Origin of the sequence: Aulosira sp. FACHB-615 (genome assembly GCF_014698045.1) — a bacterium.
Classification (GTDB): domain Bacteria; phylum Cyanobacteriota; class Cyanobacteriia; order Cyanobacteriales; family Nostocaceae; genus Nostoc_B.
In genome coordinates, this window is record NZ_JACJSE010000002.1 from 36,478 (window position 1) to 57,450 (window position 20,973).

The window sequence follows — 20,973 nt, forward strand, 5'->3', positions numbered from 1 at the left end:
CTCCCTAATTTTCACGATGCGTAGGAGGTGAAATCTAGGCTACAAAAGTCTTGCGGAGTTTTGGGAGGTTTTTATGGTCTGGGATATGAATCTGGAGGTCAACGATCCTGAGCAATATATTAAGTTGCTCCCAACTATCAGTAAGCACATACCCAATGCCAAAGATTATAAGATTTTGTGGCGGCTGGCTCAGTTAGAAAACTTTGACCTGCTCAATGTTGTTTGGCAAGCCGGGAGTAGTTATACACAGGGATATAATCTCCCTGGTAAAATTGTTTTTACTTTTTTTGAAGGTGAGCATCTCTTTAAAGTAGGCTCAGAAGAATTACTGATTAATAATCAACATTTGTGTATTGCACAGCAAGGTTTAGAACATATACGCCTCAAGCACGTCTCTTCTTACAGTGCTTTATCAATTTATGTAGATGAATTTCGCTATTTCAGTGAACTCAGTAAATATCTGGATAGACAAATTGATAATCCTAAATTGGTGCAAGTTTTTGACCGCACAAGTGATTATGGTCGTTCTTTGTACCAAATGGTGTTGACTCTCTGGAATTTAATTGAGACAAACGGACATCCCATTGCTATCAAAAATTTGGAATTGGCGATTTTTTCTAGTTTAGTGCAAGGGCCATTTTACAAGGGTTCGGAGCGTGAGAGCGATCGCATACTTGTTCCCGAAAAAACCGCCAAAGTATCTGAAATTTCCATTGCTCGTGTACGAGAAGCCGCAGACTACATCCGAGCAAATCTGAAAAAAAATCTCACTATCGGTGAAATTGCAGCCGCAATACAATGCAGTAGTCGTTCTTTACAAACAGCCTTTGCTCGTCATTACGGTTTTTCCCCCAATGAATACTTACGTAATTGCAGGCTAGAAGCTGCTCATGTCGAATTACTCACGGGAGAAAAAACAATCACGTCTGTGGCGCTAGAATATGGCTTTTCTAACACTGGTCGTTTTGCTAAATATTTTCAGCAATACTTTGGTAAACACCCTTCCGTGATTTTACGTAATGTAGCCAAGTGCATTACCTGACCAGGACTTACGCACAAAGATTATCTGTGGAGATTGGGTGTAAGGGTGAAAGGGTTTGGGGTGTAAGGATTTTGAATCAGTACACACGCCACTTGGCTCAAGTCAGGAAACCCGCCCACGCCAGTGGCTCCCCTATACCCCTGAACCCCTACACCCTTGCCAAAACCCTTGATTTTTCGTTTTGATGCGTAAGTCCTACTGACGTGATATTCTTCACAACTACATCTAACTACCTAAATCTACCTGTAGTTCTAACCCATTATTACCATCTGTAGACTGAGCCGCAGGTAGTAAAAAAATAGAGTTATCAGGAAGTGCGATCGCTCGATTAAAACGCAGTCCATCCGCAGGTGATTTTTTTGTTTGAGTATTGTTGGAAGTGCGGTTTATTTCTCCTCCTTCAAAGAATTTCATGAAGTCATCTTCGGCTGTTCTTGTCCCAATTCCTTCTAGAGAATCACTAGTTACTTTATAGTTTTCTTGGCTGACATCGGGAGCCGCTAACGACTGAGCGCGAACCGGGCTTTCTAAGCTGACAATGGCTGCAACAACTGATAAAGCAGCAATAATTTGAGCTTTCATAAGTTTTATCCCAATTCTTTTGTTGTGCTTGCTGTTATTATTTCAGCAAATAATTTTCGTAACTTTTGCTATTAGATATAATCTGCCTCTGCCAGTATTTTATTTAATAGGTAAATTTCCTGTCAATGTTTTTGATGATTTACTTACAAAATACAATTTATATGTAATGAAAATTAGGGTGATTATTGTAGATTTCAAATAAATATTAAGATTAAATTCAGTAAATTAAGTTTAGTAATAGCCAATTTAAGGGAGTGGGGAGTGAGGGGAGACAAGGTAGAGGGGGTAGACAAGGTAGAAAAGAAATATTCTCCCTTGTCTCCCTTGTCCTCCTTGTCCTTTACTTGGTAAAGCTATAAATCTTCTGTTTTTCCAAGCGATCGCTAATTGCAGAAGGCAAAGTATCTGAAGATAAAATTTGCCGATCAAGTTGAATTTGCAAATTGCTCAGAGGATCACAACCAGAGGAAATCAGAAATTCTAGTTTCTGAATGTAAGGTAAGGTGGTGAGATGATCCAAAATTTGGCAGACAGCTTGCACATAAGGATGACCGTTTTGCTTATACCAATCACAACTTGCAACTTTTGGTTGGTCAAAGCCTAAGTGTACTGTTAAAGATGGTTCATCGAATAATGCGATCGCTAAAGGACGAGCTTCTTCTTGCAATAATAAATCGTGGGTTTTGGCTAAATGGCGTATTTTTTCCAATCTTTCATAACGTTTCGTTACTGATTGGGGGTCATCTTGCCAATGAATTGCAATTGTGACTAGGTAGGTCTGCAATAGCATGTGACCTAGTTTTTTCGCCTTGGTTGCGAGGTAATAGGAATTGTAATCGTTTGACTCAATTAATAACGGTACGCGGTCTACAACTTCCAAGCCATAGCCTTTAACCCCCGCAATTTTACGGGGATTATTTGTAATCAGGCGAATTTTTTGTACACCTAAATCCATCAGCATTTGCGCTCCCATACCGTAGTCGCGTAGGTCAGCCGGAAATCCTAAACGCTCGTTAGCTTCTACGGTATCTAGTCCCATATCCTGCAAGGAATAGGCTTTGAGTTTATTAATTAAGCCAATCCCTCGACCTTCTTGGCGCAGGTAAACAACGACACCTTGATTAGCAGTTTCAATCATTTTCAAAGCGGCTTGCAACTGCATCCGACAATCGCAGCGCAAAGACCCCAAAGCATCGCCAGTTAGACATTCTGAGTGCATCCGCACCATGACTGGTTCATCTTTGAAATTTGCGGGGTCGCCTTTGACAATGGCAACGTGTTCGCAATTATCGAGGGTGTGGCGGTAAGCATAAATTTTGAAATGACCAAACTGAGTGGGTAACTCAGCAATACTTTCCCTGATGACAAGGCGGTCATGTTGCAGGCGATAACTAATTAAGTCGGCAATACTGATAATTTTTAAATTGTGGTTTCTGGCGTATTCAATCAACTGGGGTAGCCGCGCCATTGAACCATCGGGGTTTTGAATTTCGCAAATTACCCCAGCCGGGTAAAGTCCAGCCAAGCGAGACAAATCTACAGCCGCTTCTGTATGTCCGGCGCGTTTGAGAACACCGCCAGCTTTGGCACGAATCGGGAAAATATGCCCAGGACGACGTAAATCTAAAGGTGTGGTGGCGGGGTTGAGGGCGACTTGAATTGTCTTGGCGCGGTCTTCGGCAGAAATCCCGGTGCTAACGCCTAAATGGGGGCCAGCATCAATACTAACAGTGAAGGCCGTTTGGTTAGTGTCCGTAATGTTAGTGACCATTAACGGTAAATCTAGCTCGTCTAAGCGATCGCCTGTCATCGCCAAACAAATCAGCCCTCTAGCTTGCACCGCCATGAAATTAATCATGTCAGGTGTGGCAAATTGAGCCGCACAAATCAAATCACCTTCATTTTCCCGATTTTCGTCATCTACCACCACAATGACACGACCAGCTTTGAGATCCGCCAAAGCAGCATCGATGGAATCAAATTTAAAAGTTGGTTGAGATGCAGCACTATGATCAGTGGTTTCTCCAACTTGCGGCGCTACACTCATTTGCGAGTTTTCGCCTTCAGAGGGAGTGTTATCAGACTGCCATGTAGGTTGAGGCATGGACACAAAAAACTTCCAGTTAGTGATAGTAAATTTTTTTTAACAATTCCTATATTGTGATTGTAACTCCTTTATACGGTGGAGAATACACTAGTACCGCTACGGGGAAGTCAAAATTCACCTTTCGGCTGCGCTCAAGGTAAAAAAGTCAAAAATCTCATATCACAAGCTTTTAACCAAATTTATGCCGCGTTGTACTAGCAATCTTTCGATAACATGGCCTAGCTTCTACCGTTAAAATTAGGGTTCAGCACAAAAGTGCAATCATAGTTAAAAAGTCGTAGTCAAGGGGACAGGGAGATTCACAAAGAATAAATTCAGACTGCTGAGGTAACAAAGGACAAATGACAAATGACCCTTGACCTTTGACCATTGACTGATAAATTAATCAAAAGCGGATAAGGATTTCAAAATCATGGGCAATTTTAGGCGCGTACCCGTTGGGATTGTTGGCGCGTCAGGCTACGGTGGAGTACAGCTAGTTCGATTACTGATGGAACATCCAGAGGTGGAACTAGTTTATTTAGGCGGTGAAAGCAGTGCGGGCAAATCTTTTGGGGATTTGTACCCACATTTGGCTCATCTAGTGAATTTGCCAATTGAGGCGGTAGAGCCAGAGGTAATTGCTCATCGCTGTGAGGTTGTATTTTTGTCTCTGCCAAATGGTCTGGCTTGCCAAATTACACCGCAATTATTAGAAAAAGGCTGTAAGGTACTGGATCTGAGTGCGGATTATCGGTTTAGTGATTTGGCAACTTACACCAGTTGGTATGGACAAGAAAGAAGCGATCGCACTGCGGCGGCGACGGCTGTTTATGGTTTACCGGAACTGTACCGCGATCGCATTGCCGAAGCCCAATTAATTGGTTGTCCTGGCTGTTATCCCACCGCCAGCTTGTTAGCATTGTCACCACTGTTAAAACAAGGCTTGATTGTGCCAGAAACCGCCATTATCGATGCCAAGTCTGGCACATCCGGCGGTGGACGGCAAGCCAAAGTCAATTTATTACTGGCAGAAGCCGATAATTCCCTAGCTGCTTATGGTGTTGTGCGTCACCGTCACACCCCGGAAATTGAGCAGATTTGTAGCGAATTAGCTGGTCATGAAGTGACTGTACAATTTACACCCCACCTCATCCCAATGGTGCGCGGCATTTTGGCGACTGTCTACGCTACACTGCGCGACCCCGGCTTGGCGAGAGATGATTTAATTACAATTTACAATGCTTTTTACCGTAATTCCCCTTGGGTAAAAATCTGTGCCAGTGGTGTTTATCCCCAAACCAAGTGGGCTTGTGGTAGCAATCTTTGTTACATCGGTGTAGAAGCTGACCCGCGTACAGGTCGGGTAATTGTGATGTCAGCAATTGACAACCTAATTAAAGGCCAAGCGGGTCAAGCAATTCAGTGTTTGAACTTAATGATGGGTTGGGATGAAACCTTGGGGTTGCCCAAGTTGGGATTTTATCCTTGAAGTATGAAGTCAGAAGTGTGAAGTAGGAAATTTCAGACTTCAGACTTCAGACTTTATTTCACCGTACCAGCATAAATGGCGCGATCTCCTAATTCATCTTCAATTCTCAGTAAACGGTTGTATTTAGCTACACGTTCGCTGCGGCACAGAGAACCTGTTTTAATTTGACCAGCGCGGGTAGCTACTGCGAGGTCAGCAATTGTTGTGTCTTCGGTTTCACCGGAACGATGGCTGATGACTGAGCGGAAACCGTTGCGAGTTGCCATGTCAATTGTTTCTAAGGTTTCCGTCAAAGAACCAATTTGGTTGAGTTTAATCAACACGGCGTTACCAGCTTTAGTTTCAATACCTTTCCGCAAGCGGGTAGCATTAGTGACAAACAAGTCATCCCCTACCAATTGTACCCGTGAGCCAATTTTCTCGGTCAGCAATTGCCAGTTAGACCAGTCTTCTTCGTGCAACCCATCTTCAATTGACACGATTGGGTATTGGTCAACTAATTGTCCTAAATAATTGATGAACTCAACGGGAGAGTGGGGTTTACCATCGTAAACATACTGACCATCTTTGTAAAATTCGCTGGCTGCCACATCTAACGCCAAAGCGACTTGTTCCCCTGGCTTGTAACCTGCTTTTTCAATCGCCGCCACCAGCAATTCTAAAGCGACTTGGTTGGACTCTAGGTTAGGCGCAAAACCGCCTTCATCACCCACCCCAGTCAGCAAGCCTTTGTCATCCAAAACTTTGCTGAGAGTGGCAAATACTTCCGCACCCCAACGTAAAGCTTCTTTAAAAGAAGATGCACCAATGGGGACAATCATAAACTCTTGAAAATCCACGTTGTTCGCTGCGTGTGCGCCACCATTAATCACATTCATCAACGGGACTGGTAATAAATTCGCCAAAGGGCCGCCTAAATAGCGATAAAGGGGGATACCCAAAGATTCCGCACCGGCTTTGGCTGCTGCGAGGGAAACAGCCAAAATCGCATTCGCGCCTAAATTAGCTTTGTTTGGTGAACCATCTACCGCAATCATTGTGCGATCGATTAATTCTTGGTTCAACGCATCCAAATTTAACAACTTGGGAGTTAAGATTTCTTTGACGTTCTGTACTGCCTTGAGAACACCTTTACCACCGTAGCGGCTTTTATCATTGTCCCGCAGTTCGTGAGCTTCAAAAGTTCCTGTAGAGGCTCCACTGGGAACCTGTGCTAGTCCCACAGCACCATTTAGCAAATGCACCTCGGCTTCAACGGTGGGTCTACCCCGTGAATCGAGAATTTCCCGTGCGACAATTGCCTCAATGGCTGTATCTACAATGTTACTCATCTGTGCTTTGTCCTTTATTCGAGTGCGTTCTTAGAGTTGAGCGCCTTAAGTCCAGTGGATTAACCTAACCGTTAGCATAGGCTGTTCAGCGACCTGATGGGCTGAGATTAAAGAAGATTTCCAGATATAGTTAAAGTGCTGAGTGCTGAGTCACCGAAGTTTGCTCAACGGGGGGAACCCCCGCACGCAACTTCTCGCTGAGTGCTGAGTATCAAGTCAGTTATTTCAGAGTTCCGCGCAATCAACATTGTTCTAATCTTGCGGTAAATCCCTTTAGGATATGCGAACTTTGGATTTTGGATTATTTCTGAGTCAAAAGTCAACAGTAAGCCATGTAGAGTGCTGAGTTGAAAGTGCTGAGTAAACATTCTTCCCCTGCACCCTTCACCCCTGTCACCTATTCCGCCGGAAGTTTTTCGATGAAAGCGATCGCTCTTGCTGCCAACAATGATAATTTTAAGGATTGGGAACCCTTAAAAATCGAAGTTTATGAACGCAGCCGACGATAAAACGATTGTTCGTGAGTATTTCAATTCCACAGGGTTTGACCGATGGAAGCGGATTTATGGTGATGGCGAAGTCAATAAAGTCCAGCTAGACATCCGCTACGGTCATCAACAAACCGTGGATAAAGTTATCGGCTGGCTGAAAAATGATGGCAATTTATCTGAGCTATCAATCTGTGATGCTGGCTGCGGTGTAGGTAGTCTGAGCATTCCCTTGGCAACGGAAGGGGCTAAGGTTTTTGCCAGCGATATTTCTGAAAAAATGGTGGAAGAAGGCAAGCAAAGAGCCATACAAGCTTTAGGAAACGCCTCCAATCCCACTTTTGCTGTCCAAGATTTAGAATCTTTGACAGGCAATTACCACACCGTAATTTGCTTGGATGTGCTTATCCACTACCCCCAAGACAAAGCCGATGAAATGATTTCTCACCTTTGTTCTTTGGCAGAATCACGGATAATCATCAGTTTTGCCCCCAAAACTTGCGCCCTCAGTTTACTCAAGAAAATTGGTAGTTTCTTCCCCGGTGCAAGTAAAACAACTCGCGCTTATCTGCACCGCGAAGCTGATGTAGTCAAGATTATCGAGAAAAATGGCTTTACAGTCCAGCGTCAAGAAATGACTAAAACTCGCTTCTATTTCTCTCGCTTACTGGAAGCTACACGCAAGTAAGTGCTGAGTGCTGAGTGCTGAGGAGAAAAGTAGGTTGGGTGGAGCGATAGCGAAACCCAACAAAGTATGCGCGGATGTTCGATTTTTTTCCTACACCGACTTTTTTTCTATTTTTTCCCTTTAACTGAACTGTATTGACTTATAGACTGGAACGTTGATGAAAGTGAAGTTAAAATCACAAGCAAAGCCTAAATTTAAAATCGAGTTATGAAAACTGCTGAAAAATTGGCGGCGGGTTGGTTACTGACACTCGGATTCATGTTTTTGACACTTTCAGTCTCTGCGGTAATGGAAAAAAATACGATGCTAAGACCTTTGCCGTCAGGGAATGATGCAGATTCAGGACATGATTTTGTGAATAAAGAAGCTCTTTTTATGCTGGATACGACAGCAAGACAAGGTTTTATATTTGGTGTGCCGACAATGGTGTTGGGTGGTTGGTTGAGTTTATCTTTATACCGCCGGAGTAAGACTGAACAAAAAGCACTTCAACAACAAGCAAGCGATCGCCTACAATCAATTTTCTATCAAATGTTACAGCAAAATCATGGCAGAGTTACTGTTTTGGGTTTTGCAATGCAGTCACAGTTACCTGCATCTGTGGCGCGGGAATTTTTAGACGAAAAAGCTAAAGAATTCAATGCGAATTTTAAAGTCAACGAAGAAGGTTCTGTATCATATCATTTTGATGTTTAAATCTGTTGCCAAGTAATTCTGATGACGCAGATTTTTTTGAGTATAGCTGCCGTTTTAGCTGGGTTAGCCGTTGCGGCTGGGGCTTTTGCTTCCCATGCTTTGCGAGATCATATTAGTGAGCGATCGCTGTCTATTTTTGAAACTGGCGCTCGCTACCAAATGTACCATGCCCTAGCACTTTTAGTAGTTGCTCTCCTCATTAGTCGCCTCGAATCACCTCCAACTACTTTAATTGCTAGTGGCTGGCTATTTATTATCGGTATTGCGATTTTCTCTGGTAGTTTATACGCTTTGAGCGTAACTGGTGTGAAATATTTAGGCGCAATTACACCATTTGGCGGTGTCGCCTTTATCGCTGGCTGGGCTGCTTTGGCTATTGCAGCTTGGAATTTGAAATTCTGAAGTTTTTCAACACCAAGAGACACAGAGTTCTATGAGTAGTAATTTGCCAAGGATTTCTAAAAGATTTTTCGTGTTTATTGAAGACTTTTAGATCCCCCTAAATCCCCCTTCAAAAGGGGGACTTGAGGAAAATTCCCCCCTTAAAAAGGGGGGTTAGGGGGGATCGAAATGCTACTAGGCAACTTGAGTAATACCAAATTAAAAAATGATTGCGACAGATTGATGGCTCAAAAGCTTACCGATCAACCCTTATCCAATCCAAAATCTAAAATCTAAAATCCAAAATGGTATAAGACTTGTGTGTACACTGTAGCTTTTTAAAGTGAGGCTCAAGGAGATTAAAACAAATATTTCATGTTTCTCACACGTCCTCTAAGCTACCCTCTAAAATATCGGTAATTTTGCGGGTCTCTGCCAATGACAAGGCGCTGGTCACAAATCTGGGAACGGTTGCGGCAATCTTTCTCTGTTGAGGAAAGTCTTAATACCACAATTGACACTAGCAAAACATTTTTAGATGCGGCAAAAACTCTTCAAGAAAATGGTGCAAATTTAGAAGTTTTAAAACCTCTACTGCAAAATTCATCTTCTTTATTAGATGTGTTGTGTTCACCGTTGGCGCAGGTGATAGGCGCAGGTTTACCGTTTGTACCGATGGGCATTGCTTTGCTGAAATTGTGTCGCCAAAACAGCCAGGAACAACCGACGCTAGAAGATTGTGTATTTATAGTTAGTCAAATTGCTTATTTAGAAAGCGTTAAAGAAATTTTATCTTCAGATATTAATGTCAATTGGGATGCTCATTTTCAGAGTGATGCAGCAGTCCGCCAACAACTACAAAAACTCAACGATATTGAATTAGATTATGAAGCTGCCACTAAAACAATCAACTGTTTTCATCAATCACAGTTAGCCCAAGCTTTTAATCAAGTATTATTGGCAAGGTTAGCATCTGCAAATATATCTGAGGCTGAAAATTTGACAGAACGAGTCGTTTGGAATACCCAGCGATATTTAGTCAAAGCTTGGATAGAATCAGGTGATGTTACCAAAAATGTGATTGAAGTTTCTTTTGGTGAATGGCAAAAAACACAGCAGAAATTTCAAAGTATTGATGAATATTTAAAGAGTCAGATTGCCACTAAACCAGAAGAAAAGGTTTTTAACGAAGACTTTTCTTTTAAAGATATTTATGTACCATTAAAAGCCAGAAATGTAGATAAAAATGGCAAATTAGATACTAAAACAGAACCTTTTGATTTAGAAACCTGGGCTAAAACTCTTATCCTTGCTACCAGCCCGAATACACAACGCCAAGTGATGTTTATTCAAGGCGGGCCGGGGAGAGGTAAAAGTGTTTTTTGTCGGATGTTTGCTGATTGGGTGCGGCAGAATTTACACCCTCTATGGACACCAATTTTAATTCGGCTGCGTGATATTGATGAATTTCAACCAAGTTTAGAAGAAACTTTGCGCTCCCGAATTAAAGCAGATTTCGCGCAAAGTGATGATGGCTGGCTAACAGATAGAAATACCAGATTTTTATTTATTTTAGATGGCTTTGATGAATTGCGAATTGAGCGCGGCAATAACCAAAGTGTAGAAAGATTTCTTCGCCAAGTCGGGACATTTCAAAATGACTACCAAGATAATAAAGCGGGTCATCGAGTCATCATTACAGGTAGACAAATGGCTTTACATGGCATTGACCGCCTACCACCTAACTTGGAACGGGTGGAAATTGCCGAAATGGATCTGGAATTACAAGAAAAATGGTTTGAGAAATGGTACAGAAAATTCTCTACCCAGAAAACATTAGACTTTATGGATTTTCTGCTTCCCACAGATAAAAAAGCAATATCTATAAGACAAAACAAATTATCTATAGAAGTTTTAAAAAATAAAAATTTCTTCACTTTTCAAAATGAACAATTATGTCCTCAGCAAATTACGGAGTTAGCCAAAGAACCACTGTTGCTGTATATGCTGACAGCAATGCACCGAGATGACACCTTAGATATTAATAAATTTGAGCAAGCCACAGAGACAGAAGCAAAAATATTAGTTTATGAACAAGCATTAAATTGGGTACTAACTAAACAGCGTGCAGACTCACGTCACCTTGATTTAAATTATGAACTGACTCGACAAAACCCAGAAGCATTACGCCGCATTTTAGCCGAAGCCGCAGTGTGTGTAGTACAGTCTGGGGGAGAAAGTGCTTCGATGCAGATGGTAAAAGCACGTTTGCAGCAAGATGATGAAGCTAAAGAACTCATTGCTAAAGCAGAAAAAGAACTAGGAGAAGAAGCCTTAAAAACTGCGTTGGGTGCTTTTTATCTCAAGTCTAATGATCATGGTGGTGTGGAGTTTTTTCATAAAAGTATTCGAGAATTTCTCTGTGCTGAACGCATCAAACAAAGTTTGGAAGAATGGACGGAACCCGGTAAACGCGGCAGAACTTTTAATGTTGATGAGCAGACAATGGACTGGGAAATTTATGATTTACTCGGTTATGGTGGACTCACACCAGAAATTGTCGAATATCTCATGGGTTTGTTAATTCCCAGTGATGAATTTCGCCCAGTAGAGTTATTTAAGCGGTTGGAAAATTTTTATTGGCGTTGGTGCGAAGGCGAATTTATTGACGCACCGCCAGAAAACTTTCCCCAGAAAAAGATGCGGTTACTGCAAGAACAAGGAATTAAGCAAGGTCAGCGTCAGGTAGATATTTATGCTGGGTTGAATGTGATGATTTTGCTTTTGGAGTTACACCGCTATGCTCAAGGGCGGGATGATCTTGAACAAGAAATCATTTTCTATCCATCTGGTAAACCACAAAAAGATACCAAGACAACCCAGTTACTTCGCATTATTAACTACAGTGAAGCCATTCAGCTTGGTAGTTTTACCAATCTAGTAGGACAATTCCTCAGTGGTGCAAACCTCGACCGTGTAAATCTCAGTGGCGCAAACCTCAGCGACGCAAACCTCAGTCGTGCAAACCTCAGCGACGCAAACCTCGACCGTGCAAATCTCAGTGGCGCAAACCTTAGTAGTGCAAACCTCGACGGTGTAGGCCTCAACCGCACAGACCTCAGCGGCGCAAACCTCAGCGGCACAAACCTCAGCGGCGCAAACCTCAGCGGCGCAAACCTCAACCGCACAGACCTCATCAACGCAAACCTCAGCGGCGCAAACCTCGACCGCGCAAACCTTAACCGTGCTTACATTGGTAACGCAAACCTCAGCGGTTGCTATATTAACTACGCTTACCTGAGTAGTGCAGACCTAAGTAGTGCAGACCTGAGTGGCGCAGACCTGGGTGGCACAGACCTGAGTGGCGCAAACCTCAGCCGCGCAGGCCTCAGTGAGACAAACCTCAGCCACGTTAATATCAGCGGTGCAGACTTCATAGGTGCAAATCTCAGCCATACAGACCTCAGTGGTGCTATCTTCAGCAATGATATTTATGGAGATGTTCGCTGGAACAAAAATACAAAATGGGACAATGTGAAAGGACTGGATACAGCAGTTAATGTGCCAGAAGCGTTAAAGCAACAGTTGGGGCTGAGTTGAGAATCAATTTGCAATTCGCAATTCACAATTCGCAATTACAAAAGGCGTAGGTTGGGTGGAATGAAATGGAACCCAACATTTCAAGAACTCGGTATTGTTGGGTTTCGCTATCGCTCCACCAACCTACATTTATTTTTCTATTTCATAGGCGAGTATCAAATACTCTCGCGTCAGTAGAAAATTTATATAGGCGTAGGTTGGGTAGAATAAAATGGAACCCAACATTTCAAGAACTCGGTATTGTTAGGTTTCGCTATCACTCCACCCAACCTACATTTATTTTTCTATTTCGTGGGCGAGTATCAAACACTCTCACGCCAGTCTCAAACACTCGTGAATGAGTATCAAACACTCTCGTGCCAGTCTCAAACACTCGTGAATGAGTATCAAACACTCTCGCGTGAGTCTCAAACACTCGTGAGCGAGTCTCAAATACTCTCGCGCCAGTCTCAAACACTCATGGACGAGTATCAAAAACTCTCGCACCAGTCCCAAACACTCGTGAATGAGTATCAAATACTCTCGCGTCAGTCTCAAACACTCGTGGATGAGTCTCAAATACTCGTGAGCGAGTTTCAAACACTTTGCGTTTCCTATTGTTGCAGTAGAAAATCCATATATAGGACTGATATTTGATTTGGGAAAAAAATCAGTACACTCAGATCAGGCTTCTTTCCTACTCCCGACTCCCCATTCCCTATTCCCTACCTACACAAATAAATTCAGAAATCAAACCGGATTCCTATAGTACCGATTCTTTATGGTACTAAACTGAAATCTGGAGTGAAGAGGAAAAAGTTGATGCGATTGTTAATTAGTACATTAGTTGTCAGTGTTAGCCTTGGGGTATCTGCATTACCTGTCCCCGCACAACAGTCAGTGTCGGAAACTCAAGTCGCAGCGATGGTAGAAGCATTACGAAAAGCTGCACCCAAAACAGGTAAAGTCAACGATGGACTGTATAGCGACTGGCAAGTGCAACCTGGTACAGTCAAAGCTTGGTCGAAATTTTGCCTAAAAAAAGAAATTACACCCACACAGTTTGAAAATAATCAAGCAACTGCTCGTCAAATTATTTCTTGCATCACCCGCCGGGAGTTAGACAAACAATTACGCGCTACTAAAAATAACGAAACTGCGGCGGTTAATGGTGTCGCCTGTTGGTGGATGACTGGTAACTATACTGGTTGCAATAGTGGTTTTACTGCTGCTTACGTCCGAAAAGTGGTGGCGTTTTATCAGGAGCAACGTAATAAACCCTCTGCGACTTAATCATCAGAGTTATAAATCAAGGGGTAAAATCAAGTCAAAAGTTAAAAGTCAAAAATTTTCTGACTTTTGAATTTTGGCTTTCCTGTAAGGGTGTAGGTTTTCAAAACCCTGACACCCCTCTTTTTTGTATCATTCCTCATAAATAGCGTTTCTCTTAATATATTATTAGTGCAATGATCTGGCATTGATATATAGATAAATATCAATACTTATCCTTGATAAATTAAGATGGTAAGTTCTGACAAAGAAATGCCAAAATAAGCGAAAATGCTTATTGAAAGTGAATTAGATTTTAAATTCACGGTTGAGCAGAGTCTAAGGAAAATTATGTTCTCAACCATCTCCTGTTTAGGGAGAATTGAGGAGTATGCAGAATTTTGCATACTTCAATTGTTGTATATGCAATTGATTTTCTGTTGAGAACAAAAACCAATTAAATACACATCATAAATAGTGAATTTTTAGAAAACAAATTACATTCAACTCTCACACCACAGGCAATTATCGTGTTAGAAGCATGTATACTCGCAACCATTTTTTGCGGATTTTTCGGCATAATTTTCAAAAAAAATTTGGTAATGAAAATCATCTCGATGGATGTGATGAGTACGGGGGTGATTGCTTATTACGTGCTGATTGCTTCACGGGATGGTTTGTTTACGCCGATTCTTTCCGATGTTAAACAAAGGGCTTATGCTGATCCGGTGCCGCAAGCTGTAATTTTAACTGCGATCGTGATTGGCTTTTCGATTCAAGCCTTAATGCTGGTTGGTGTCATGAAACTAGCACGGGATAACCCAACGTTGGAAAGTAATGAAATCGAGAATAACAACACCCCATGAATACCATAACGATCGCCTGGATTGGCTTACCATTTTTTATTGGGTTCGTGATTTATCTCCTACCCAAACTAGACCGCTATCTCGCCTTGGCTATGGCTATGGCTTCGGCGGTATATGCCTTACAGCTATTTATCACACCGCCCATAACTCTCAAGTTACTCGATAATTTTGGCGTAACTTTAACAGTAGACCAATTAAGCGGCTACTTTATTTTGACCAATGCTTTGGTAACAGCCGCCGTCATTCTTTATTGTTGGCAAAGCGACAAGACAGCTTTTTTTTACGCCCAGACAATCATTTTGCATGGTAGTGTCAATGCTGCCTTTGTCGGTTCAGATTTGATTAGTTTATACGTAGCCCTAGAGGTAAGTGGCATTGCAGCGTTTCTGTTGATTGCTTATCCCCGCACTGATCGTTCGATTTGGGTAGGCTTGCGCTATTTGTTTGTCAGTAATGTGGCAATGCTGTTTTATCTCATCGGTGCGGTGTTAGTCTATCAGGCGGATCATTCCTTTAGTTTTACAGGTTTACGAGTCGCACCACCAGAAGCACTGGCTCTGATTTTTCTGGGACTCTTGACAAAGGGTGGAATTTTTGTATCAGGCTTGTGGTTGCCATTGACTCACTCGGAATCAGAAACGCCAGTCTCGGCATTGATGTCGGGAGTTGTGGTGAAAGCAGCCGTCTATCCCTTGGTGCGATGTGCGCTAATGGTGGCAGAAGTTGACCCGATAGTGAGAATATTTGGGGTTGGTACTGCACTTTTGGGCGTGTCCTATGCGGTCTTTGAAAAAGATACTAAGCGAATGCTGGCGTTTCACACAGTTTCCCAGTTGGGTTTTATTCTGGCTGCGCCAATTGTCGGTGGGTTTTACGCCCTGACTCATGGACTGGTGAAATCGGCACTGTTTTTGATTACAGGTAGCTTACCCAGTCGTAACTTCAAGGAATTGCAAAATCGACCAATCAATACGGCGGTGTGGATTGCTTTAGTAATCGCTAGTTTCTCAATTTCTGGCTTTCCCTTGTTGTCTGGGTTTGGGGCGAAGGTATTGACCACAAAAAATCTTTTACCTTGGCAAGCGATCGCCATGAATATAGCCGCCCTCGGAACAGCAATCTCCTTTGCCAAATTCATTTTTCTGCCCTTTGGGGGAGAAGGCAAGACAAAAGCCAGTTTTTGGGCAGCTATGAGTTTATTAATTGGTGGGCTGTTTATCGCCAATATTGCCTATTACGAAGCTTACACCGTTGATAACATCATCAAACCCCTCTTAACCATTGGTATTGGTTGGTTAGCTTACCTGCTAATTTTTAAACATTTAGTAATTAAGCTACCGCGTGTACTGGAGCAATTTGATCACCTGATTGGTGTGATGAGTTTAGTGTTAATGCTGCTGTTCTGGAAGGGATTTGCATGGTTGCCTATCTAAATCTGATATTGCGATTGGCTATTTGGTTTTTGCTGACTGCTAACTTCAGTGTGGCAAATATCATTATTGGCATCAGCATCGCCCTGTTACTGCCCGGTATTCCTAAAGCCCAAGGCGCGTTAAAAGATTGGCTGCGTGTGCTATGGGAAATCATCGTCGCCATTCCCCAAGCTTATATTGAGGCATTTGAAATAATCTTTCGTCCCCATAACTACGAAGAAGTAACACTCGAACAAGTCAAACCACGCCGCACTCCGGGGCTAATATTCCTCGATATCTTTTTGATTACCTTTACACCCAAAACAATTGTTTTGAAATATCACGAAGCAGGCTGGTATGAAGTCCACTGGGTCAGACGGAGGAAACAGACATGATTTTGAATCTGCTACTGTTTGCCATGATGGCGGCACTACTCATCCCCATGTATGAAGCTTGGCAGGATGATGATATTTGGCAAAAAATGTTGGCATTTGCCAGTATTTCCACCAAAGCAGCCATCATGATTTTAGTTGTATCTGTCTTGCGGGATGATTGGATGATTGGTGTGGTGGGTGTAATTATCCTGAGTGTGGGAAATGCAGCCTTGATGCTGTTAGCCCAAGTCATCAAACGGATGAGTGATGTTTTGCAAGAGTGAATTATGATCATCAACGCACTGAGTTATTTCTGTATTGGTTTAGGCGTTTTCTTTTGGTTTTGGGGGACTTTTCCCTTGTTGGGCGATCGCTCGGTATTATTCAAACTGCATGGTCTGACAGTAGCAGATACCCTCGGCTCGATGAGTATCATTGTCGGATTGTTACTGAAGATACCCAGTGAGTGGCCCCTACTGCTCCTGGCGTTCATTTCCCTAGCAATGTGGAATACTATGCTGGGATATGTTTTGGCTTACTGTTCCAGTAGTGAGGAAAGCCATGACTGATAACTATATCTATGTGATCATTCCTCTGCTGCCCTTGGCTGCGTCTATGGTGATCTTTCAATCCAACCCCTACCATGCCTTGGTAATGCGGGGAATCTTGGGAGCGATCGCTGCATTTGTATATACCATTTTAGGGGCGGCAGATGTGGCCTTAACCGAGGCGCTGGTGGGGACAATGTTGGCGATTACCTTATATGCGATCGCAGTCCGTTCATCACTAGTTCTGCGTCTGGGATTACTTCAAGAAGATGAAAATGCAGACTTTAAGCCACTGATTGAGAGTTTCCGCGCAATTTTTAGCAAACGTTATTATCTGCGTCTGGAACTAGTGCCATACACAGATATAGAAACCTTAAATCAGGCGTTAAATCACAAAGAAGTCCATGCGATTTGTCTACCACAGGCAAAACATGATCCTCAAGATGAAGAAACGCAACCATATCACACCATCACCAGAATCCGCCGCATTTATGACATCATACACACTCAACTGAAATCACCAATTACCAGTTTGAGCTATGTCAGTACATCACCAACCAACACACCAGATTTAAAAACACCTGTTTTGGGAGAGCATTCATGATGAAATGGCTCTACATTATTGCCGGAATCGCTTTGTTTGGCAAATTTCTGTTTATTGCTAATCCTACCTTGGATTTACCAGATATCTCAATCTTGGAAGTGGTTGTTAAAGATAGTGGCATACCAAATGCCGTGTCAGGGATTATTTTTCGCAATCGTCTATATGACACTATTTTTGAAGTGGTGGTATTTACAATCGCCATCATGGGGGCTAATTTTTTACTGGCGAATGAGAAACCATCCACCACAATCTATCGTTTCACCGATCAACCATCAATTGTATTGGCAAGGTTGGGTGCGACTATCGCGGCTTTAGTCAGTATCGAACTAGGGATTCGCGGACACCTCAGCCCTGGTGGTGGTTTTGCGGCGGGTGTAGCTGGTGGCACAGCAATTGGCTTAGTGGCAATTACCTCATCCCCAGAGTGGATGCAAGCAATTTACCAACGCTGGCAAGCTGCTACATGGGAGAAAATTTCGGTATTAGTTTTTGTGGTTTTGGCAGTGATTAATTTGTCTGGAGTGGAATTACCGCATGGAGAGATGGGCGCACTGATTAGTGGCGGTTTTATTCCCCTACTCAATCTCTTAGTTGCAGTTAAAGTTGCTTTGGGTTCCTGGGCGGTGATTTTGATTTTTATTCGTTATCGGGGATTGTTGTAATAAAAAATTTCAGACAATCACAGAGACAGCGACTTTCATCCTAGTGAGGTATGTTCTTCTAGTCTCAAGCTTCTATTACCTATATGCTTGTACGGCACATATCAATAGTGCAGTAATGTAGCATTGATATACAAATTTATATCAATGCTACATTATGGAAAATAAGACTAAAATTTTTAATTAAAAAATAACTTGAATTAGCATACGACGAGATAGACGCACTGATTAGTGGTAGTTTTATTCCCATACTCAAAAATACATAGTAAACTTGCGATCGCTACCTGCCCACCGGAATAAAGTAACTACTCTCCTGATGTCCAACTTCGTAGTTTAGTTAGTGCAGGTTTAGAAGGTGTTGACAAATTGAGTCGGTATTGGAATATTGGGACATAGGAACCATTACCCTCGCGGACGGTAACGAGAAAGGCTGTTTTATTGCGTGGGTCTTTGCTGATTTTATCAATGTAACCAGACTGTATTTGTTTTATGTTTAAAGGTTTTGCTTGTTTAAATCCTGGTTTTGAAATACAAACAATAGGACTTCCATCTTGATACCTACCTGAGTAGAACCAATATGTTTGCCCTTTGGTTTGAAATTGGGATTTATAGAAAACAGTAAACCTGTCAAATTCATTTAATTGCTGATTTTGTTTACAGTTATTGTCAATGTATATTTCTTGAGCAACAGTTGGATAACTGGAGAATAAAGCTATTATTAAACTGAGAGTAAGTCCAGAGAATAGTTTTGTTTTAGACATAAATTTATTAATCAAAAGTTTCCTCTAAGAATCATACTGCTTGAACGGCAAACTTCTTTAAACACCATCTCCAAACAACTGGTAAATTCTGAGGAGTGATCGCTCAGAAATAATCTGGCTGTGAAAAAATGGTAGAAAGCACCCTGAAGGTTGCGGATGATGGGAGTTTAATTTTGTTTGCGGTGGGTTAGCGATCGCCTAACCCATCGCGGCTAAGATTAAAACTTAAAATTTATTCTTCGTCATCGTCACATTCTTCGTCGTCTTCTTCGTCTTCGTCTGAGCCAAATATTTCATCTATGAGTTCTTGAGCGCGTTCGTTGGAAATATTCAACGCTTCTTGTAACTCCGAAATATAATTTTGTTCTTCATCAGGTACTTCTTGATCAATACCTACTACCAAAATGGCGGTGATGTATGCAGCTTCCCGATAACCTCTGTTGGGTAATGATTCAATTGCTTTGACAATTAATTCTTCTGGATCTTCTTCTTCTAGGAGGCTGGTTAAGGTTTCGCCTAATTCGTCAAAGTCTTCTTCCTCATAATCTTCAAATTGGGCAATTTCGCCCAGCATTTCGCTCAAGGCATATTCTTCTGCGTTAGAAATACCTTCACCATCAGATGCGGCGGAGAATAGTCCGATCAGAGCGATCGCAACTTCTGGTTCTAAAGCCACTGAACTGGCGCTACGGCCTTTAGGCAAACGTCTAGACATAAAAATCCTATAAAAGTTTGATACTGTGTCAAAAAGCAATCTCTAAGGCTGAAAATCGCTTCCACATTAGCATTCCCAAAAAAATACGAAAAAACACAGATGCTTTAGTTTTTTTTGTAAACTTTTTTATATAGTAGAAGGCAGAAGGCAAAAGTATTACTATGCCTAGCATTTAAGCTTTCACATTGTCCTAAAATATCTAACTACGCCTATATATAGAGGTTTTCACTCCAGTGAGGTATATTTCTCTAGCCTAAGCGCCTGTCTTTCCTATCCATCTCATATCATGTTCGCTTAATCACAGCGAGTTAATAAACCTAATGTAATCAATGGTTTCTCTTACTATCAAACATGGATATTTATGGCGAGTTCTGGGACGAGCTGCTGAATATAACAGATTTGTGTTTGTCCCGGTTTTAGGCGAATTATACGATGGAATAAACATTAGACCTTATCGTAGACCAGAAGAAACTCCCACATTTCCGCTAACAGACTACATAGACAATCAATTACCAAAAATTATCAACCGTTGTCGTCACAAATGCGGCAAAATCGCTGATGCTGTATGGGTGCGTGGTAGAATTCCGGCAATATTTGGCTTTACACCTTTAAGTTTGCCATTTGCGGACTATAAATACGCACTACTAGAGCAAACATTCATGGCTTGTCAGCAATCTTCTGTCAATCATGACTGGGTAGCATATCCATTTGTTTGTGAAGACTATGATTTAAGTGTTGGGTTACGGTTTATTCCAGATACTTCATTAACGGAAGTATATCAATCTATTGCCAAAGCATTTTGGGAATTACTGCTGCTGGAACCTAATCATGTTCAGCCGTTTTGTGATGGTTACATACATTACAATGAATTGGATGATGAAGAATGGTTACTTGTAGCTTTAAAAAATAGGCGCTGTATTATCGATTTTTCGGATTATATTGATTTTTGATTGGTTAGGAAATAATTAAAAATTTCGCCAAAATAATTATATTTAATTGGAATGAAAAATAATGAATTTCTCATTTCAGACTGATGCAGACACTGTACGATTATTTCAAATAGTTGTCTGGTGTCTCAAGAAATACTTCGCCTATACAGATGATTTAGCTGTAGAATTTATCAACAGCTACTATAAAAAAAATTTAAACATACATGATGATGACTTTTATCACCATGAAATGCCGTTTAGAGTGGCGCTAAGAGTTCATTATTTTGAAGTTTTGCAGGTAGAAGCTAATAAATTTCAGGATTGGGTTAGAGAATATGATTATAATTATACTCCTAGAGAAGTCATCGATTACTTTCAACAACATTATTTTGTGAATAAGTAATACCAATTCGTAGGTTGGGCGGAGCGATAGCGTAACCCAACAAAGGCTGGATAATGTTGATTTTTATT

23 protein-coding genes are annotated in these 20,973 nt (G+C 41.7%); 17 read left to right on the forward strand and 6 right to left on the reverse strand.

Features of this window, described 5'->3' with window-relative positions:
• Positions 1 to 73 precede the first annotated feature (73 nt).
• On the forward strand, positions 74 to 1,042 hold the full coding sequence (locus tag H6G77_RS02570; protein ID WP_190593074.1) for a helix-turn-helix transcriptional regulator: 969 nt from the start codon (positions 74 to 76) through the stop codon (positions 1,040 to 1,042).
• 225 nt (positions 1,043 to 1,267) lie between these two features.
• Here the strand turns inward: H6G77_RS02570 and H6G77_RS02575 are convergent, their stop codons facing one another.
• Both H6G77_RS02575 and ribBA read right to left on the reverse strand, forming a co-directional pair.
• On the reverse strand, positions 1,268 to 1,624 hold the full coding sequence (locus H6G77_RS02575; RefSeq protein ID WP_190870752.1) for a hypothetical protein: 357 nt from the start codon (positions 1,622 to 1,624) through the stop codon (positions 1,268 to 1,270).
• A gap of 340 nt (positions 1,625 to 1,964) precedes the next feature.
• Positions 1,965 to 3,734 (reverse strand): bifunctional 3,4-dihydroxy-2-butanone-4-phosphate synthase/GTP cyclohydrolase II, encoded by a 1,770-nt coding sequence (gene ribBA / locus H6G77_RS02580; protein WP_190593077.1) that lies wholly within the window; start codon positions 3,732 to 3,734, stop codon positions 1,965 to 1,967.
• A gap of 409 nt (positions 3,735 to 4,143) precedes the next feature.
• Here ribBA and argC point away from each other — a divergent pair, with 409 nt between their 5' ends.
• A complete protein-coding gene (gene argC, locus H6G77_RS02585; protein ID WP_190593078.1) occupies positions 4,144 to 5,202 on the forward strand; it encodes an N-acetyl-gamma-glutamyl-phosphate reductase in 1,059 nt (352 codons plus the stop codon).
• Positions 5,203 to 5,255: 53 nt separating this feature from the next.
• On the opposite strand, the gene eno is transcribed toward argC, so the two are convergent.
• Positions 5,256 to 6,533: a phosphopyruvate hydratase gene (gene eno / locus H6G77_RS02590; RefSeq protein ID WP_190593079.1), complete on the reverse strand. Its 1,278-nt coding sequence runs from the start codon at positions 6,531 to 6,533 to the stop codon at positions 5,256 to 5,258.
• Between the two features lie 353 nt (positions 6,534 to 6,886).
• Between eno and H6G77_RS02595 the strand changes: the two genes are divergently transcribed.
• The 5 genes from H6G77_RS02595 to H6G77_RS02615 all read left to right on the forward strand — a co-directional run bounded on the left by H6G77_RS02595 (position 6,887) and on the right by H6G77_RS02615 (position 12,386).
• Positions 6,887 to 7,042, forward strand: coding sequence for a hypothetical protein (locus H6G77_RS02595; protein WP_190593080.1), 156 nt, complete (start codon positions 6,887 to 6,889; stop codon positions 7,040 to 7,042).
• Positions 7,023 to 7,709, forward strand: coding sequence for a magnesium protoporphyrin IX methyltransferase (gene bchM, locus H6G77_RS02600; protein WP_062290560.1), 687 nt, complete (start codon positions 7,023 to 7,025; stop codon positions 7,707 to 7,709). The genes H6G77_RS02595 and bchM overlap by 20 nt, the downstream gene beginning before the upstream one ends.
• Before the next feature lie 207 nt (positions 7,710 to 7,916).
• Positions 7,917 to 8,405 carry a hypothetical protein gene (locus H6G77_RS02605; protein WP_190593081.1) on the forward strand — a complete coding sequence of 163 codons (489 nt, stop codon included), beginning with the start codon at positions 7,917 to 7,919 and terminating at the stop codon, positions 8,403 to 8,405.
• Between the two features lie 21 nt (positions 8,406 to 8,426).
• Entirely contained in the window at positions 8,427 to 8,807 is a 381-nt protein-coding gene (locus H6G77_RS02610) for a DUF423 domain-containing protein (protein WP_190593082.1), read from the forward strand.
• Positions 8,808 to 9,224: 417 nt separating this feature from the next.
• Positions 9,225 to 12,386, forward strand: coding sequence for a pentapeptide repeat-containing protein (locus H6G77_RS02615; protein ID WP_190870753.1), 3,162 nt, complete (start codon positions 9,225 to 9,227; stop codon positions 12,384 to 12,386).
• Positions 12,387 to 12,843: 457 nt separating this feature from the next.
• Here the strand turns inward: H6G77_RS02615 and H6G77_RS36150 are convergent, their stop codons facing one another.
• Positions 12,844 to 12,969, reverse strand: a complete 126-nt coding sequence (locus H6G77_RS36150; RefSeq protein WP_277880542.1) for a hypothetical protein — start codon at positions 12,967 to 12,969, stop codon at positions 12,844 to 12,846.
• A gap of 218 nt (positions 12,970 to 13,187) precedes the next feature.
• Here H6G77_RS36150 and H6G77_RS02620 point away from each other — a divergent pair, with 218 nt between their 5' ends.
• The 8 genes from H6G77_RS02620 to H6G77_RS02655 all read left to right on the forward strand — a co-directional run bounded on the left by H6G77_RS02620 (position 13,188) and on the right by H6G77_RS02655 (position 18,100).
• Complete coding sequence (locus tag H6G77_RS02620; RefSeq protein WP_190870754.1) at positions 13,188 to 13,658, forward strand: hypothetical protein; 471 nt, start codon at positions 13,188 to 13,190, stop codon at positions 13,656 to 13,658.
• Positions 13,659 to 14,164: 506 nt separating this feature from the next.
• Positions 14,165 to 14,500: an NADH-quinone oxidoreductase subunit K gene (locus H6G77_RS02625; RefSeq protein WP_190593086.1), complete on the forward strand. Its 336-nt coding sequence runs from the start codon at positions 14,165 to 14,167 to the stop codon at positions 14,498 to 14,500.
• A complete protein-coding gene (locus H6G77_RS02630; protein ID WP_190675496.1) occupies positions 14,497 to 15,933 on the forward strand; it encodes a cation:proton antiporter in 1,437 nt (478 codons plus the stop codon). Before H6G77_RS02625 ends, H6G77_RS02630 begins: the two co-directional genes overlap by 4 nt.
• Positions 15,918 to 16,307, forward strand: a complete 390-nt coding sequence (locus tag H6G77_RS02635) for a Na+/H+ antiporter subunit E (protein ID WP_190870755.1) — start codon at positions 15,918 to 15,920, stop codon at positions 16,305 to 16,307. The genes H6G77_RS02630 and H6G77_RS02635 overlap by 16 nt, the downstream gene beginning before the upstream one ends.
• Positions 16,304 to 16,570, forward strand: coding sequence for a hypothetical protein (locus tag H6G77_RS02640; RefSeq protein WP_190593089.1), 267 nt, complete (start codon positions 16,304 to 16,306; stop codon positions 16,568 to 16,570). Before H6G77_RS02635 ends, H6G77_RS02640 begins: the two co-directional genes overlap by 4 nt.
• Positions 16,571 to 16,576: 6 nt before the next feature.
• The gene (locus H6G77_RS02645) at positions 16,577 to 16,855 is read left to right on the forward strand and encodes a monovalent cation/H(+) antiporter subunit G (RefSeq protein WP_190593107.1); all 279 of its coding nucleotides are present in this window, start codon (positions 16,577 to 16,579) and stop codon (positions 16,853 to 16,855) included.
• The gene (locus tag H6G77_RS02650) at positions 16,848 to 17,438 is read left to right on the forward strand and encodes a DUF4040 domain-containing protein (protein WP_190593090.1); all 591 of its coding nucleotides are present in this window, start codon (positions 16,848 to 16,850) and stop codon (positions 17,436 to 17,438) included. Before H6G77_RS02645 ends, H6G77_RS02650 begins: the two co-directional genes overlap by 8 nt.
• Positions 17,438 to 18,100: a Na(+)/H(+) antiporter subunit B gene (locus tag H6G77_RS02655; RefSeq protein ID WP_190593108.1), complete on the forward strand. Its 663-nt coding sequence runs from the start codon at positions 17,438 to 17,440 to the stop codon at positions 18,098 to 18,100. The genes H6G77_RS02650 and H6G77_RS02655 overlap by 1 nt, the downstream gene beginning before the upstream one ends.
• Positions 18,101 to 18,402: 302 nt before the next feature.
• On the opposite strand, the gene H6G77_RS02660 is transcribed toward H6G77_RS02655, so the two are convergent.
• Together H6G77_RS02660 and H6G77_RS02665 are read right to left on the reverse strand one after the other, a co-directional pair.
• Positions 18,403 to 18,858: a hypothetical protein gene (locus H6G77_RS02660; RefSeq protein WP_190870756.1), complete on the reverse strand. Its 456-nt coding sequence runs from the start codon at positions 18,856 to 18,858 to the stop codon at positions 18,403 to 18,405.
• A gap of 232 nt (positions 18,859 to 19,090) precedes the next feature.
• On the reverse strand, positions 19,091 to 19,573 hold the full coding sequence (locus H6G77_RS02665) for a hypothetical protein (RefSeq protein ID WP_190593092.1): 483 nt from the start codon (positions 19,571 to 19,573) through the stop codon (positions 19,091 to 19,093).
• A 329-nt stretch (positions 19,574 to 19,902) separates the two neighbouring features.
• On the opposite strand from H6G77_RS02665, the gene H6G77_RS02670 reads away from it, so the two are divergent.
• Together H6G77_RS02670 and H6G77_RS02675 are read left to right on the forward strand one after the other, a co-directional pair.
• Positions 19,903 to 20,523 carry a hypothetical protein gene (locus tag H6G77_RS02670; protein WP_190870757.1) on the forward strand — a complete coding sequence of 207 codons (621 nt, stop codon included), beginning with the start codon at positions 19,903 to 19,905 and terminating at the stop codon, positions 20,521 to 20,523.
• Positions 20,524 to 20,584: 61 nt separating this feature from the next.
• Entirely contained in the window at positions 20,585 to 20,905 is a 321-nt protein-coding gene (locus H6G77_RS02675) for a hypothetical protein (protein WP_190870758.1), read from the forward strand.
• The last annotated feature ends 68 nt before the right edge of the window (positions 20,906 to 20,973 follow it).

Bases quoted from the DNA above. Each gene is read 5' to 3' on its own strand.
- H6G77_RS02570 (WP_190593074.1), top strand. From the start codon at position 74: ATGGTCTGGGATATGAATCTGGAGGTCAACGATCCTGAGCAATATATT.
- H6G77_RS02575 (WP_190870752.1), bottom strand. From the start codon at position 1,624: ATGAAAGCTCAAATTATTGCTGCTTTATCAGTTGTTGCAGCCATTGTC.
- argC (WP_190593078.1), top strand. From the start codon at position 4,144: ATGGGCAATTTTAGGCGCGTACCCGTTGGGATTGTTGGCGCGTCAGGC.
- eno (WP_190593079.1), bottom strand. From the start codon at position 6,533: ATGAGTAACATTGTAGATACAGCCATTGAGGCAATTGTCGCACGGGAA.
- bchM (WP_062290560.1), top strand. From the start codon at position 7,023: ATGAACGCAGCCGACGATAAAACGATTGTTCGTGAGTATTTCAATTCC.
- H6G77_RS02605 (WP_190593081.1), top strand. From the start codon at position 7,917: ATGAAAACTGCTGAAAAATTGGCGGCGGGTTGGTTACTGACACTCGGA.
- H6G77_RS02610 (WP_190593082.1), top strand. From the start codon at position 8,427: ATGACGCAGATTTTTTTGAGTATAGCTGCCGTTTTAGCTGGGTTAGCC.
- H6G77_RS02615 (WP_190870753.1), top strand. From the start codon at position 9,225: ATGACAAGGCGCTGGTCACAAATCTGGGAACGGTTGCGGCAATCTTTC.
- H6G77_RS02620 (WP_190870754.1), top strand. From the start codon at position 13,188: ATGCGATTGTTAATTAGTACATTAGTTGTCAGTGTTAGCCTTGGGGTA.
- H6G77_RS02630 (WP_190675496.1), top strand. From the start codon at position 14,497: ATGAATACCATAACGATCGCCTGGATTGGCTTACCATTTTTTATTGGG.
- H6G77_RS02635 (WP_190870755.1), top strand. From the start codon at position 15,918: ATGGTTGCCTATCTAAATCTGATATTGCGATTGGCTATTTGGTTTTTG.
- H6G77_RS02640 (WP_190593089.1), top strand. From the start codon at position 16,304: ATGATTTTGAATCTGCTACTGTTTGCCATGATGGCGGCACTACTCATC.
- H6G77_RS02650 (WP_190593090.1), top strand. From the start codon at position 16,848: ATGACTGATAACTATATCTATGTGATCATTCCTCTGCTGCCCTTGGCT.
- H6G77_RS02655 (WP_190593108.1), top strand. From the start codon at position 17,438: ATGAAATGGCTCTACATTATTGCCGGAATCGCTTTGTTTGGCAAATTT.
- H6G77_RS02660 (WP_190870756.1), bottom strand. From the start codon at position 18,858: ATGTCTAAAACAAAACTATTCTCTGGACTTACTCTCAGTTTAATAATA.
- H6G77_RS02665 (WP_190593092.1), bottom strand. From the start codon at position 19,573: ATGTCTAGACGTTTGCCTAAAGGCCGTAGCGCCAGTTCAGTGGCTTTA.
- H6G77_RS02670 (WP_190870757.1), top strand. From the start codon at position 19,903: ATGGTTTCTCTTACTATCAAACATGGATATTTATGGCGAGTTCTGGGA.
- H6G77_RS02675 (WP_190870758.1), top strand. From the start codon at position 20,585: ATGAATTTCTCATTTCAGACTGATGCAGACACTGTACGATTATTTCAA.